Below are 14,522 nucleotides of genomic sequence, written 5' to 3' on the forward strand. Positions count from 1 at the left end.
GCACCAGCCTGGCGGGCAGGTGGTGCTGCGGCACCAGCGGCGCCGACGAACTGGTGGCTGACCAGCACGTGCAGCAGGGCGCGTGCGCCGACCGCCAACGCGGCGTCGTCGACCTTGAATTGCGGCGAATGGTTGGGTGCGGCGGCTCCAGGCGGCGCCACGCCCAGGCCAAAAAAGAAAGACGGCACCGCGCGCGAGAAGTAGGCGAAATCGTCGGCCGCATAGCTGCCGTTCGATTCCACCTGCACCGGTCCCGCTTCCCGCAGCGCCGGCAGCAGACGTTCGACCAGCGCGGCATCGTTGGCGCCGGCCGGGTAGCCTTCTTCCCAGCTGACGGTGGCGCTGGCGCCGGCCGCCTCGGCTATCGAGCGCGCGGTACGCTCGATGCGGGCGATGGTGTCGGCGCGCTGCGCCGCGGCCGGCGTGCGCAGCGTACCTTCCAGCAGCACGCTGTCGGGCAGGATGTTGGTGCGCACGCCGCCGGCGATCTTGCCGATCGTGATCACCGGCGCCGGATTGCGTCCCAGGTCCGACTGGCGGCTGGGAATGGTCTGCCAGGCCAGCGCGATCTGCGCCGCCACCGTGACCGGGTCGACGCCGTACCACGGCATGGCCGCATGCGATTGCTTGCCCTGCACCTTGACGTGGAAGGTGTCGCTGCCGGCGGTGACGCGCTCGCGGCTGATCGACAGGCTGCCCGACGGTCCCGGCCAGACGTGGAAGCCGAAGAAGGCATCCGGCTTCGGCTCCAGCAAGCCCTGCTTGACGAGGAGGGCGGCGCCGCCTTCCTCGCCGTTCGGCGCGCCTTCCTCGGCCGGCTGGAAGACAAAGGTCACGGTGCCGGGCAGGCTGGCGCGCGACTGTGCCAGTAGCCTGACCACGCCCAGCACGATCGCCATGTGCGCGTCATGGCCGCAGGCGTGCATCACGCCGACTTCCTTGCCTTCGTAGACCGCCTTCGCGGTCGATGCGTACGGCAGGCCGGGCGGCTCGCTGACCGGCAAGGCGTCCAGTTCGGCGCGCACCGCCACGTGGGGACCGGGCAGGCCGCCGCGCAGCACGCCGATCACCGCCGTGTGGGCCAGCCCGGCGCGCACCTCGAGGCCGGCGTCGCGCAGCGCTCGTGCCACCAGCGCGCCCGTGCGGAATTCGCGGTTGCCCAGTTCCGGGTGCTGGTGGATGTCGTGGCGCCAGGCGACGATCTGGTCGTTCACAGCGGGCAGGGCGGCATCGAGGCGGGACAGGAGCGCTTCCTGACCGTGGGCGTGGCCGGCGGCCAGCGCCGCGATCAATAGCAGGCGGCGCATGGCTCAGAACTTCACGCTGGCGCTCAGGCCGACGCTGCGGCCGTCGCCGAACAGTTGCGGCGTGTTGCCGTACGCCGGAATCAGCGACAGCTTCAGGTAAGTCTTGTCGGACGCATTGTGGACGTAGGCGGTGACGCTGTACTTGTCGCTCGCCGGCACGTAAGTGGCGTTGAAGTTGAGCAGCGAGTAGCCTTCCTGCCACAGCAGGCTGCTGGTCTGGCGCGTGGCGCTGAAGTACTCGCGGCTGCGGTAGGTGACGTCGCCTCGCAGGCTCAGGCGGCCATCGGCCAGCGGGATCCGGTAATCGACGCCGGCGTTCGCGGTGCGCCGCGGTGAGCGCGCGAAGGCGTTGCCGACCGCGGCCGGCGTATTGGCGAATTCGTCGAAGCGGGTGCGCAGCAGGCCGATGTTGCTGTAAAAGCCCAGCTGCTCGGTCGGTTGCAGCTTGAGTTCCAGTTCCAGGCCCTGCGACTTGCCCTGGCCGGCGTTCGACAGCGTGGACACGGTGCCGCTGCCGGTGGCCGCCGGCGCCAGCGCGAATACCTGGATGTCCTTGTAGTCGTAGTGGAAGGCGGTGGCGTTGAAGATCACCGAGCGCTGCAGCCATTCGCTCTTGTAGCCCAGCTCATACGAGGTCAGGTACTCCGGCGTCACCGTGTGGAAGGCGGCGTCGGTCAGCGCCGAGGTGGCGTAGCCGCCGGAGCGGAAGCCGCGCGCCACGCGGGCATACACGCGCGAACTCGGGCTGATGCGGTAGACCGGCGACAAATCCCAGGTCGGCGCGCGCCAGGTGTTGGACACGTCCTGGGTCAGGTCGCGCTTCAATCCGGTGGTGCCGCGCGTCCACCAGGCGCCGAGGTCGGGGAAGGCCACGCCGCTGCCCGAGTAGCCGGCCAGGTCGAGCGATTTTTTATCCTGGGTCCAGCGCATCCCCGCGGTCAAGTCGAGATTGTCCGACAGTCGCCAGGTGACGCTGCCGAACACGGCGGCGCTGCTGGTTTGCTGGCTGAAGATGTTGGTCTGGTACCTGGTCGCGGCGCTGTCCGGCAGCGTGGCGTCGGACGAGGTCGAGCCCAGGTTTTCGCGGAACAGGTGCAGGCCGGCGATCCAGCTCAGCTGCTGCTGCGGCGAGGACGCCAGGCGCAGCTCCTGCGACCACTGGCCGCTCGCCAGCGTATTGCGCGAGCGCGACAGTTCGGCGGCGGTATAGTCGCCGTCGCCGAACAGCGTGCGTTCCACGTGTTCGTAGGCGGTGATCGAGGTCAGGCTGGCGCCGCCGTCCAGCTGCCAGTTGCCGGTGAGGCTGGCGCCGGCGGTCTTGACGGCGTCGCTGTTGTCGGCATTCAGGGCGATGCTGCGGTGGTCGGTGCCGGCCACCGCCCACGGGTTGCCGCCGCCGTGGTAATCACGGCCGTGGACATTCAGCAGCAGTTCGTCGCCGGGCGCGGTCTGGAACAGCAACTGGCCGCGCACCGCGTTGTCGTCGAAGCCGCCAAAGCGGCGGCCGCCGACGCGGTTGGTGGTTTGGCTGTCGCCTTCCTCGTGGTACAGCGAGATGCGACCGGCGATCCGGTCCGCCACCAGCGCGCCGCCGCCGGCGCCTTCGACGATGCGGCTGTTGCGGTTGCCGAAGCCGAGCTTGGCGTAGCCGCCCGGCGTGAAATCCGGCCGTTTCGACAGAATGTTGATGGCGCCGCCGATCGTATTCTTGCCCCACAGCGTGCCCTGCGGGCCGCGCAGCACTTCCACGCGCGCCAGGTCGAACAGCGGCGTGCCCTGGCCGAACACGCTGTTGATATAGACGTCGTCGATGTAGAAGCCGACCGGCGACAGCGAGGTGGTGGACGGGTCGTTGCTGCCGACGCCGCGCAGGAACCAGCGCGGGCGCTCGCGGCCTTCGGTCGACTGGCCGGTGAAGTTGGGTACATAATGGGCGATGTCGTTGATGACGCGCAGTTCGTCGGCCTGCACGGTGTCGCCGCTGAGTGCCGTCACCGCCACCGGCGTTTGCTGGATGCCGGTGGCGCGGCGCGTCGCCGTCACCAGGACCTGCTGCACCTCGGCACCATCGGCGGCATCGGCCGCGGGAACGGCCGCCAGGTCTGCCGGGGCAGGGATGGCGGTGCCGGCCCAGGCGGCACCGATCAGGTTCAATGCCAGCGCCACGCCGACGACGATTGTTTTTTTCTGCAAGGCCATTCGATCACTCCCAAGTTGTGGATGCCGTCCGCGACGGTTTTATGGATGGGTATGCAATCGCCGTGCCATAGAAATTACTTCGCTTAATCAATGACTTATGGATGAGAGTGCGGGATGCGGTGGTGCCGCACCAGGGCGCTGGTGGTGGCCTGGTGCCTGGCCACCACGCGGCGCCGGCAAGGAGCTGCTTGCCGCTGAAATGCGCTGGTCCGGAACTTGCAATTGAAGCGGGATACTCACGACGAGAACAACATGACCGACACGATTTCCTTTGCCCGCTCACCCGTACCCACGCCGCTCGGCATCGCCGTGCACCTCGGCTGGCTGAGCGGCGAACACTCCTCAGACGGCATGGCCATCAAGTCGCTGCACGAGCTGCGTCCCGGTGAGCGTGCCCACAGCGAATACACCCTGCGCAATTCATTGCGCCAGGGCGGCAGCGTGCCGGCGATCTGGGCGCGTGGCTGCGGCGCCGACACGCGCGTGATCGGCCTGTCCTGGGTCGACGAATCGCAACTGCTCATCACCCGCGCCGATGCCGGCATCGCGACGGTGCGCGACCTGCGCGGACGCCGCATCGGTCTGCCGTCGCGTCCCTACGAGGCGATCGACATTTTTCGTGCCACCGCTTTGCGCGGGGTGTTCAATGCGCTGCTGTCCGAGGGCCTGGCGCTGCGCGATGTAGAACTGGTCGATATCGCGGCGGCGCAGGTGCCGGTGTCGGGTGGCGGGGTACAGCCGGCACCGCGCGAGCGCGCCCTGGCGCCGATGCTATGGAACGACTATGCGGCCGAGTGCGTGGCGCTGTTGCGTGGCGACGTCGACGCCATTTACGTCAAGGGCGCGCAGGGGCTGGAAGCGGCGCATCTGATCGGTGCCCGCACCGTGATCGACATCGGCTTCCATCCGGATCCGATGATCAGGAATAACAATGGGACGCCGCGGCCGCTGACCGTGAGCGGCAGCGTACTGGCCCAACATCCCGATCTGGTGGCCGGATTCCTGCAACTGGTGGCGCAGGCGGGCGACTGGGCGCGCAGCCATCCGGCCGAAACCTTGCACTACGTGAGCCAGGAGACGGCGTCGCCGGAAGAATGGGTGCACCGCGCCTACGGCGACAAGCTGCATCGCCACCTGGGCATCGACCTGCATCCGCAGTCGATCCAGGCACTGGCGGTGTTCAAGGATTTCCTGCTCGAATGGGGCTTCATCGCTCAGGATTTCGATGTGTGGCGCTGGGTCGATGCGACGCCTTACAAACTGGTGACGTCGCGTTCGCGCTGAGGCGCACGTGGCGCCGGTACCTGTTTCAGGCGCCGGTGTCGGTAGTGCGCTGGATCGCCTGGTGGATGCCGAATTGCGCGGTGCGCGCGCGGACGATGTTGCGGCTCAGGTCGAGCAGCTTCGCGGTCTGCACCTGGTTCCCTTCACAATAGGCGTAGGCGCTGCGGAACACAGTTTCCTCGATGTGCTCCCACAGGCCGGGGCGGCCTTCCTGGAACAGCGCGGTGAGCGCCTGTTCCAGCGAGGGAGTGGGACCCGTCCTGTTCAAGGCTGACGCGCCCGGCGGCAGCGGCACCGGCGCAGCGGGCGCGGCCGGCGTGTCGGTATCGCCCCGCTTCATGGCCAGTGCGGGGAACTGCAGGTCGGCCGCCTCGACCCGGCTGTCGCGGCACACCAGCATCGCGTAATGGATCACGTTTTCAAGTTCGCGGATATTCCCGGGCCAGGCATGGGCCAGCATGCGCTGGCGCGCCTGCGCCGACAGTTCGGGCGGCGCGATGCGCAGGCGTTTCGCGTACTGGTCGAGGAAGTGGTGCGCCAGCGGCATGATATCGCCGGGACGCTCGCGCAGTGGCGCCAGGGTCAGCCTGGCGACGTTGAGCCGGTAATACAGGTCTTCGCGAAAGCGCCCGGCCTGCACCGCCGCTTCAAGATTGACGTTGGTAGCGGCAACCAGGCGCAGGTCGACCTTGCGTGGTTGGCGCGAGCCTACGCGTACCACCTCGCGCTCCTGCAGCACGCGCAGCAGCTTGACCTGCACCGAGGGCGGCAGGTCGCCGACTTCGTCGAGGAACAGCGTGCCGCCATGGGCCGCTTCGAACCAGCCCGGTTTGCTCGTCATCGCGCCGGTGAACGCGCCTTTTTCGTGGCCGAACAGCTCGCTTTCGATCAGGGTCTCCGACAGCGCGCCGCAGTTCACCGCGACGAACGGCTGTTCGACCCGGGCGCTGAGCGTGTGCAGCAAGCGTGCAATCAATTCCTTGCCGGTGCCGCTCTCGCCGACGATGAGCGCGGTGGCATCGCTCGGCGCCACCAGCCGCACGCGGTCGAGCAACAGGCGCGAAGCAGGATCTTCGAAGGTCAGCGCCTTGGCGCGGATCGAAATGGCGTGCCCGGGAACGTCGGGTAAGGTGAGAACGGGATTGCTCATTGTTTAAGTCTAGCAGCCGACGCAAACGACGCGAACGACCGATTTCTCATAATCAATGTCAGTCTTTGGTGAATGGTGTCGAACCATGCGGTGAGGAGTGGGCGTTGCTCTACAACCCCGGAAAGCCTGAACCAAATGGTTCCCCAAATGCGTACCCATCCACGAGCCCATACCAGGCAACCGGTGGGTCGGCCACATACAAGCTTTACCGCAATATCAGGGTGCTTCATGTGCCGCTTTTGCGCTGCGTGGGCACCACAATCGGCACGACGGCCTCCGTGGTGGGGATTACGAAGTTCTTCATGACGACCCGCGCAACGTCCTCCGCCCTCTATGCCGAGTTCGCCGGGATGGACACCGAGAGCGCCCTGAGTGGTGATCTGAGGCTTTACAAATGACACGAGCACGCAAGACAACTTGGCGCCAGCGCCAGCACATGGCGATCCCGTCGCCGCCGGGCGCGTTACGATCGACCACATGTCGATCTCGAATACGACCTGGGATCTGAAGCGTGTAACTGCCCGTCCTGCATGCCCTGCCCGCAATCGACTGAACTGCATGATGAACCCGCATGCCGACAACTGCATTCGTTTCGTGCGTGCGCGAGTTTGCAAGTCGACGGACGATGTAGGCAACTGCACGCTCCTTTCCCATGCAGACGCGTCTGCCCGCGACAGAGTACAGCGCCTGCCATTTATCCTAGCGCAGCGCCAGCCGCAATTGCCGCAGCAGGTAATCGACGTCGGCGGCGCCGGTATAGCGGCCCAGCGAAATACGCATCGCATTGCGCGCCTGCGCATCGCTCAGGCCGATCGCGCGCAGCACGTACGAGGGCGCGGCGCTGGCCGAATTGCAGGCGGAGCCGGCGGACACCGCGATGCCGGGCAGCTTGTCCGCCAGCGCGCCGGCGCCGGGGCCGGTGAAGCTGACGTTGACGTTGTGGGGAATGCGCTGCGTCATGTCGCCGTTGAAGCGCACGCCGGGCAGGGCGGCCAGGCCGCTGCGCAAGCGTTCCTGCAAGGCCGCGATGCGCGCTGCTTCGCCGGCCAGTTCCAGGCGCGCGAGTTCGCAGGCCTCGCCCATGCCGACGATCTGGTGGCTCGGCAGCGTGCCGGAGCGCAGGCCCTTTTCGTGCCCACCGCCGTCCATCTGTGCCTCCAGCCGGACCTGCGGGTCATTGCGCACGTACAGCGCGCCGATGCCCTTGGGGCCGTACAGCTTGTGGGCGCTCATCGACAGCAAGTCGACCTGCAACTGCTCGACGTCGACCGGCATCTTGCCGGCCGCCTGCGCCGCGTCGGCGTGCAGCAGGATGCCGCGCGCGCGGCAGATGCGCCCGAGTGCCGTCACCGGCTGGATGACGCCGATCTCGTTGTTGACCAGCATGACCGAGGCCAGGATGGTATCCGGCCGCAGCGCCGCCTCGAAGGCGGCCGGGTCGACCAGGCCGCTGGCCTGCGGCTGCAGGTAGGTCACTTCGTAGCCTTCGCCCTCCAGACGGCGCATGGTGTCGAGCACCGCCTTGTGTTCGGTCGCTACCGTGACCAGGTGGCGGCCTTTGGCGCGGTTGGCGTGCGCCGCACCCTTGATGGCGAGATTGTTCGATTCGGTCGCACCGGAGGTCCAGACGATGTCGCCGGCGCGTGCGCCGATCAGGGCAGCGACCTGGGTGCGGGCGCGTTCCACCGCGAAGGCGGCATCCTGGCCGAAAGCGTGGGAAGTGCTGGCCGGGTTGCCGAATTTTTCAGTCATATAGACCAGCATCTTCTGGGCGACGCGCGGATCGACCGGCGTGGTGGCCGCATAGTCCAGGTAGATGGGAAGCGCCGGCGGCGCGGGGAGGTCGGCTGCGCTGCGACAGGGAGCCGCGGCGCGGCTGGGCGTGAGGGCTTCGGTCATGACGGTCCTGGTGGATGGAGGAAAACCCACCTTAACCGCGTCCCTTACAAAAATGAACGACCGAATGTGCACATCCTTATGCGGTTTTTCACAAGTCCGGGTCCGGGCCGAGGCCAGTGGCGGCGCGAACCCGCCCCTGATGCGCGTGATGGCGCCTGATCGCGGACGCGCCCCAGGAGGTTCGCCCTACCATGAGGAATGCAACTAACCGACGCCCGCCGGCGCCACACAGAACATTAGCCACCAGCCACTAAAGGACGACGGCCGTGATCGAAGCCTCCGTTCGCCTTCCCTCAACCCGGCTGCGCGACGACGAAGGATTCGGCCGGATCGAAGTCGCCGTGCGATCCCGCGCACTGGTGGCGCAGGAAGAAACGCAGCATCTCACGACTGGCGTCCGGACCGCCCGCATCGGTATAGCTGCCGCGCCGGTTGCCGCCGCACCAGGCGTGGCCGACGCCGTCGACCGCCCAGTGTTCGGCCAGGATGTGCCCCGCGGGGCCCTGGTGGACGTGGCGGGTGTAGCCGCGGCCGGCCGCTTCCCCGCGCTCTTGCGACAGCGACAGCGCAAGCCGTCCGCGCGCCGTTTGTGCCATGTAGGCGTCGATGGTCTGCTGGATCACGCCGGCGCTGTTATTTGGATGCACGGTGCCGTCCTGGTCACCGTGGAAGACGATCGTCGGCATCCCAGCCGGTGTATCGCGGTGCAGCGGGGCCGGGGCGGTGGCGCCGTCGCGCATGGCCAGCATCGCGCCATATTGGTCGGTGGCGCTGCCGTGCGCCAGGCCGGAATGGCAGCCGACGGCGGCGAACAAATCGGGATAGGTCCGGCCGAGGATGACCGCCATCGCGCCGCCCGCGGACAGGCCGGCGACGTACACGCGCGTCCGGTCGATCGCGTGCTCGGCCATGACCTTGCGCACGACGCCGGCGATGAGCGCGGGTTCGCCCTGGCCGCGCCGGTGGTGGGCGTCGTCGAACCAGTTCCAGCAGCGGCTCCAGTTGGCGTCCGCCGATTGTTCGGGGTAGGCGACTAGGCAGCCGGCTTCCTGCGCAAGCTCGTTCATGCCGGTGCCGAGGGCGAAATCGTCAGCGTCCTGGCCGCCGCCGTGGAGCATGACGACCAGCGGCAGCGGGCCGCCGCCATGCCCGCTCGGGACGAACAGCTTGTAGCGCAAGGTTCGAGCGTGGCCGTGGTAACGCTCGGCGGTGAATGCGCCGCCGTCACGCGGGCGGGACGGGACCAACGGGGAGAGGGCAAAGGACGACCATGCGTCCAGCATCGTATGTAACATCATCTGGCTCCCTTCAGGCGCTGAGCCTGACAATGTGCCAGTGTTACACGATGCTGCGCTGCAGCATAGGCAATGCTGAGCCGTCGTCGTGTAGGACATGATGCCGCCACGACGTGCCGCGAGGCAATAGAGCACCACTTATGGCCTGTACGGGCGCCGCGCCACGCCGCGATCGTCAGGCGTGGGTGCGGGCGCTGCCGCAAGACCCGGCTACTGCGCCGCCAGCACCTGGATCTGCGCGGTCGCCTTCGGCGTCGGCCAGATCTTCGATTGCAGGCCGGTGCTGACCGCCACCTTTTGTCCGGCGCCGGTGTCGTAGGTGATCACGCCGCCGCTGACGGCGCCGCCGAGCGCGCGCTTCCACAGCACCTTGCCGCTGCCGCTGTCGATGACATAGAAGTTGCCGCCCATGTCGCCGAAGAAGGCCACGCCGCCCGCGGTCGGCGTCACCGCGCCGATGATCGGATTCGGCGCCTTGAAGCGCCAGCGCTGCTTGCCGGTGATGGCGTCGACCGAGGTCAGCCAGCCGCCCCACCTGGCTTTCGGGTCGTTCTTGCCGAAGCCGTCCTTCGATGAACCGGACCAGGCCTGGCCCTTCGACACCGAGGCGATCTTGTCGTCGCCGTCGACGCGCACGGTCGTGCACCAGTCGACCTGGCCGCTGAGCACGGCGTCGTGGGCCATGTCGTAGGCCGGTCCGTTCCATTCGGAGCCGCCCTGGGTGCCGGGACAGAAGCGCGTGCCCTTGGGCGACAGGGGGGCGTCCGTGTTGAACTGGGTCGTCATCGGCAGCCGGTACAGGCGCTTGCCGCTCTTGCGCTCGAAGGCGTAGAGGAAGCCGTCCTTCGGGCTCAAGGCCATGATGTCGGTGCCGTTGCGGGCGGTGAACAGCGCCGGCGCCGACGATACGTCGTAGTCGTGGAAGTCTTCCGGCACGATCGGGAAGTGGCGCTTGTAGGCGCCGGTCTTGGCATCGAGCACGACGACCGAGCCAGCGTACAGGTTCTCGCCCTTGCGCAGGTGCTTGGCGAAGTCGGGCGCCGGATTGCCGCCCGGGACGTACAGCTCGCCGCTCGCCGGATCGAGCGAATACGAGGTCCAGGTGGCGCCGCCGGTGATTTCCACGCCGGGGGAATTGTTCCAGGTCGCGGCCGGGGGCGTGCCGCTGCCCTGCGGACCGCGGGTCGGGTCGGCGGACGATTTCGGCACCAGGTAGTATTCCCAGACGATCTTGCCGGTCGCGGCGTCGAGCGCGTACATGCGTCCCTTGACGCCGCGGTTGTCGCCGCCGGCATTGCCGATGAAGACCAGGCCGTTCCAGACGATCGGCGCGGCCGGTACGGTTTCGCCTTTGTCCTGGTCGGCGATCTGCGTATGCCACAGGCGCGCACCGGTCTTTTCGTCGTACGCGTACACGTTGCCGTTCGAGGCGCCGCGGAACACGCGGCCGTTGTCGATGGCGACGCCGCGCTGCGCGCCCAGGTAGCTGTTCTTGAAATCCTCGTGCATGCGCCAGTTCAGCTTGCACGTATCCGGATCGATGGAAAAGGTGTCGTGTTCGGTGGTGGCGAACAGGGCGCCGTCGACCTGCACCAGCCCGGACTGGAAGCCGGTCGACTCGCCGGTATCGTAGGTGCACACGACCTTCATGGCGCCGGCATTCGCCGGCTTGATGGCGTCGAGCGGCGAAAAGCGTTCGGAGGCGACGGTCCGGTTATAGCTCGGCCAGTCGGCGACCGGCGCGGCATGCAGCACGGGCATGGCGACAGCGAGCGCGGTCGTACCCAGAAACAAGGTGAAGGGTCGCATGGGAATCCTCGAGATGGTCGAATTGACATCTCCAGTGTAGCAAGCCGCGCCGGCGGGGACTGTTCAGCTGGTGGGAATGAGTGTTCCGTTTTACGTCTCGATGACGATCTTGCCGAACGCGCCGCGGTCCAGCTGTTCGAAGGCGGCCGGCAGGTCGGCCAGCGGGTGGCTAGACCCGATTACGGGCTTGATCCGGTTGCGGTCGACCGCGCGCACCAGGTTCTCCAGCGCCAGCCGGCTGCCGGTGCCGATGCCGTGGATCGTCACATCCTTCAGCATCAGCGGCATGGCCGGCGCGCCGAGGTCGAAGCCGTCGAGTGCCCCGATCTGGCAGATACGGCCGCCGACCGCCGCCGCTTGCACAGATGTGCCGAGGTGGGCGCCGCCCACGACTTCGAGGACGATATCGGCGCCGCGGTCCGCGGTCAGCGCGTACACGGCCTCGAGCCAGTCTCCGCGTTCCCTGTCGATATAGTGGTCGGCGCCCAGCGCACGCGTGCGCGCCTCGTTGTCCGCGCGGCCGCAGACGATCACCGTGGCCCCGTGCGCCTTGGCGATCTGCAGACCGAACAGCGCCACGCCGCCGGTGCTCGGAATCAGCACGGTGTCGCCGGCACGCACGCGGGCGCGCTCGGCCAGCGCAAACCAGGCCGTGACGCCGGCGCAGGGCAGGGTGCAGGCTTCGGCATCTGTCAGCGTGGCCGGGGCATGCACCAGCCACGCTTCCGGCAGCGCCACGTATTCGGCCAGCACGCCGGGATAGTAGCCGCCGAGGGTGCGGTAGGCCGGCGTGCGCGCATCGCCGGGACGCAGTCCGTCGATCCAGTCGGGCATGAAGGTCGAGATCACGCGTGTGCCGGTCTCGAAGCGGCCGGCGCCCGGACCGGATGCGACCACTTCCCCGCACAGGTCGGAGCCGGGTGTGAACGGAAACGCCAGCGGCAGGCCGCGCCCGGTCTCGACGACCATCTTGTCGCGGTGGTTGAGGGCCACCGCCGCCACTTTCACGAGCACCTGGTGCGCGCCCGGAACCGGGATCGGCGTCTCGCGCAATGCCAGCCGGTCGCGTCCGATGGCGTCGATTTCCCAGCGCCGCATGGTATTTGTCATGATGTTTTCCTTTACTGTCAACGAGAGGGATGAGTGTGACAGCGCCAACTATGCGGGTGAATACCCTATAATCGGCATTGGTTGTTGAATGTGGCGCATCAATATGACAGGGACGGAATACGCCGAATTGGCGGCGTTCATGGAGGTGGCGAGCGAACGCAGCTTCCGGCGCGCGGCGCAGCGCCTGGGGCTGTCGCCGTCGGCCTTGAGCCACACGATCCGCGCGCTGGAGACGCGGCTCGGCGCGCGCCTGCTCAACCGGACCACGCGCAGCGTCGCCCCGACCGAAGCCGGGCAACAGCTGTTCGCGCGCCTGCAACCGGTGCTGGGCGAGATGGACGCGGCCGTGCGCGAGGTCGGCGCGCACCAGGACACGCCGCGCGGTACCGTGCGCGTGAACCTGCCGCGCATCGCCGCGCAATGGGTCGTCGGGCCGATCCTGGCCGACTTTTTGGCGGCTTACCCGGGCGTGCGGGTCGATCTGGTGGTGGACGACAGCATCACCGACGTCGTCGCCGGCGGCTTCGACGCCGGCATCCGCTCCGGCGAACTGGTGCAGCAGGATATGGTGGCGATCCGGCTCACGCCCGACCTGCGCATGGCGGTGGTGGGCGCCCCTGCCTATCTTGCCCGGCATCCGGCGCCGCAAGCGCCGCTGCAACTGCGCGAACACGCCTGCCTGACCTACCGCTGGCGCGAGAGCGGGACGCTGCAGCGCTGGCGTTTCTCGGGGCCGGCGGGGGCCAGCGAGGTCGCCGTCGATAGCGTGTTCACCGCCAACGACACCAATCTGCTGCTGGATGCCGCGCTGCGCGGCGCCGGCCTGGCGTATCTCCTCGACGGCCTGGTGGCGCCCTACCTGGCGCGTGGGGAACTGGTGCGCGTGCTGGAACCCTGGTGCCCGCCATTCGCCGGCTTCTACCTCTATTACCCGAACCGGACACACATGCCGGCGGCGCTGCGCGCATTCGTCGACGTCCTCAAGTCCAGCTACGCGGATCGATGATCATCCCGTATCGCCGCATCAGGAAAACGGGAACGCGACCTCCGGCTCGCGACCGCTGACGATATCGGCCAGCGCCCGGCCCGAGCCGCAGGCCATGGTCCAGCCCAGCGTGCCGTGGCCGGTATTCAGGTACAGGTTGGCATGGCACGTCCTGCCGACGTAGGGCACGTTCGACGGCGTCAGCGGCCGCAGGCCGGCCCAGTAACGCACCTGGTCGTAGTCGCAGGCGTCGGGGAACAGGGCGCGCACGCGGCGCGTGATCGCTTCGCAGCGCACCATGTTGAGTTCGCGCGAATAACCGTTCAACTCGCAGGTGCCGGCCACGCGCAGGCGCGATCCGAGCCGCGACATGACCAGCTTGTGGCCGTCGTCGGTGAGCGACACCGTCGGTGCCGCGGCGGCATCGGCGATCGGGTAGGTCGCGGAGTAGCCTTTGCCCGGATAGATCATCAGGCGGATGCCGAGCGGTGCCAGCAGGGCAGGGGAGAAACTGCCGAGCGCGACGACGACAGCGTCGGCACGCAGCACCTGGTGCCGACCGGCGCCGTCGATGACTTCGACGCCGGTGATTGTTCCTGCCTCGGCCAGCAGGCGGGTCGCCGTTATGTTGTAGGCAAAATGGACGCCGGCAGCCGTGCTGCGGGCGGCAAGCCGGGTCGTGAACCGGTAGACGTCGCCCGATTCGTCGCTGGCCGTGAAGTCGCCGCCCACCAGCCGCGGGCGTGCCGCGCGCAGGGCCGGCTCGATGCGCACGACCTCGTCGGCGTCGATCGTCATGCGCGGGCAGCCCAGTGCGCGCATCGCCGCCGCCGCGGCGCACGCTTTGTCGAACTCCCGCTCGTCGGTATAGAAATGCAGGATGCCGCGTTCCAGGTGATCGTATTCGATGCCGGTGTCGGCACGCAGGGCCTGCAGACTGCGACGGCTGTAGTCGGCCAGCGCGACGATCCGCCGCAGGTTGGCGGCGACGCGCCCCGGCCGGCACTCGCTGATGAAGCGCAGGCACCAGCGCCATTGCAGCGGATCGGCGCGCAGGCGGAACAGCAGCGGCGCATCGTCGCGCCCGAGCGAGCGCAGCACCTTGAGCAGGCTGGCAGGATTCGCCCACGGCTCGGCATGCGACACCGAGATCTGGCAGCCGTTGGCAAAGCTGGTCTCCTGCGCCGGTCCGCTCTGGCGTTCGAGGACGGTCACGCCATGGCCGGCCTGGCGCAGGTACCAGGCCGACGCGGTGCCGACCGCGCCGGCGCCCAACACGATGATGTTCAAGGTTGCTCACTCCCCGGGTCACGATAAGGACTGGCAATCCGGCGGAGAGAAGGAAAACGGATGCGGGGCGGCGCGCGCGCAGTCTGTCCGGGCTTCCCTTCGCTGGCATTATCCAGATCAGGTTCAAAGGGTATGTCTCACCCGCGCGTCGCTGGCGACGACGCAGGACCCCTAGCGTTGTGTCATCTCTTGCG

General features: G+C 67.9%; 10 protein-coding genes and 1 riboswitch. Of the genes, 2 read left to right on the plus strand and 8 right to left on the minus strand.

All coding sequences use genetic code 11. The features are described 5' to 3' along the window. Positions 1-1,307: amidohydrolase (locus tag U1H99_RS09645; RefSeq protein WP_323141516.1), on the minus strand; the 1,307-nt coding region annotated here is incomplete at its 3' end. Positions 1,308-1,310: 3 nt separating this feature from the next. Then, entirely contained in the window at positions 1,311-3,506 is a 2,196-nt protein-coding gene (locus tag U1H99_RS09650; protein WP_323141517.1) for a TonB-dependent receptor, read from the minus strand. Between the two features lie 252 nt (positions 3,507-3,758). Here U1H99_RS09650 and U1H99_RS09655 point away from each other — a divergent pair, with 252 nt between their 5' ends. Continuing rightward, a complete protein-coding gene (locus tag U1H99_RS09655) occupies positions 3,759-4,790 on the plus strand; it encodes an ABC transporter substrate-binding protein (RefSeq protein WP_323141518.1) in 1,032 nt (343 codons plus the stop codon). Between the two features lie 25 nt (positions 4,791-4,815). Here U1H99_RS09655 and U1H99_RS09660 read toward each other — a convergent pair whose 3' ends face one another. The 5 genes from U1H99_RS09660 to U1H99_RS09680 form a co-directional block, all read right to left on the minus strand. Then, positions 4,816-5,940, minus strand: coding sequence for a sigma-54 interaction domain-containing protein (locus U1H99_RS09660; RefSeq protein ID WP_323141519.1), 1,125 nt, complete (start codon positions 5,938-5,940; stop codon positions 4,816-4,818). A gap of 699 nt (positions 5,941-6,639) precedes the next feature. Beyond that, the gene (locus U1H99_RS09665; protein ID WP_323141520.1) at positions 6,640-7,839 is read right to left on the minus strand and encodes an aminotransferase class V-fold PLP-dependent enzyme; all 1,200 of its coding nucleotides are present in this window, start codon (positions 7,837-7,839) and stop codon (positions 6,640-6,642) included. Positions 7,840-8,132: 293 nt separating this feature from the next. Next, positions 8,133-9,137: an extracellular catalytic domain type 1 short-chain-length polyhydroxyalkanoate depolymerase gene (locus U1H99_RS09670; protein WP_323141521.1), complete on the minus strand. Its 1,005-nt coding sequence runs from the start codon at positions 9,135-9,137 to the stop codon at positions 8,133-8,135. Between the two features lie 207 nt (positions 9,138-9,344). After that, positions 9,345-10,943, minus strand: a complete 1,599-nt coding sequence (locus U1H99_RS09675; RefSeq protein ID WP_323141522.1) for an outer membrane protein assembly factor BamB family protein — start codon at positions 10,941-10,943, stop codon at positions 9,345-9,347. Positions 10,944-11,033: 90 nt separating this feature from the next. Then, complete coding sequence (locus U1H99_RS09680; RefSeq protein WP_323141523.1) at positions 11,034-12,053, minus strand: zinc-dependent alcohol dehydrogenase family protein; 1,020 nt, start codon at positions 12,051-12,053, stop codon at positions 11,034-11,036. Positions 12,054-12,156: 103 nt separating this feature from the next. Here U1H99_RS09680 and U1H99_RS09685 point away from each other — a divergent pair, with 103 nt between their 5' ends. Next, positions 12,157-13,059, plus strand: a complete 903-nt coding sequence (locus U1H99_RS09685) for a LysR family transcriptional regulator (RefSeq protein WP_323141524.1) — start codon at positions 12,157-12,159, stop codon at positions 13,057-13,059. A gap of 18 nt (positions 13,060-13,077) precedes the next feature. Here U1H99_RS09685 and U1H99_RS09690 read toward each other — a convergent pair whose 3' ends face one another. Next, positions 13,078-14,328, minus strand: a complete 1,251-nt coding sequence (locus tag U1H99_RS09690) for a D-amino acid dehydrogenase (protein ID WP_323141525.1) — start codon at positions 14,326-14,328, stop codon at positions 13,078-13,080. 77 nt (positions 14,329-14,405) lie between these two features. Further along, positions 14,406-14,511, minus strand: a riboswitch (TPP riboswitch). Positions 14,512-14,522 lie beyond the last annotated feature (11 nt).

It is taken from the genome of Massilia phyllosphaerae (assembly GCF_034659755.1).
Taxonomy (GTDB): Bacteria; Pseudomonadota; Gammaproteobacteria; order Burkholderiales; family Burkholderiaceae_D; genus Telluria; species Telluria phyllosphaerae.

Coding starts and splice junctions, on each gene's coding strand:
- U1H99_RS09650 (WP_323141517.1), bottom strand. CDS start 3,506: ATGGCCTTGCAGAAAAAAACAATCGTCGTCGGCGTGGCGCTGGCATTG.
- U1H99_RS09655 (WP_323141518.1), top strand. CDS start 3,759: ATGACCGACACGATTTCCTTTGCCCGCTCACCCGTACCCACGCCGCTC.
- U1H99_RS09660 (WP_323141519.1), bottom strand. CDS start 5,940: ATGAGCAATCCCGTTCTCACCTTACCCGACGTTCCCGGGCACGCCATT.
- U1H99_RS09665 (WP_323141520.1), bottom strand. CDS start 7,839: ATGACCGAAGCCCTCACGCCCAGCCGCGCCGCGGCTCCCTGTCGCAGC.
- U1H99_RS09670 (WP_323141521.1), bottom strand. CDS start 9,137: ATGATGTTACATACGATGCTGGACGCATGGTCGTCCTTTGCCCTCTCC.
- U1H99_RS09675 (WP_323141522.1), bottom strand. CDS start 10,943: ATGCGACCCTTCACCTTGTTTCTGGGTACGACCGCGCTCGCTGTCGCC.
- U1H99_RS09680 (WP_323141523.1), bottom strand. CDS start 12,053: ATGACAAATACCATGCGGCGCTGGGAAATCGACGCCATCGGACGCGAC.
- U1H99_RS09685 (WP_323141524.1), top strand. CDS start 12,157: ATGACAGGGACGGAATACGCCGAATTGGCGGCGTTCATGGAGGTGGCG.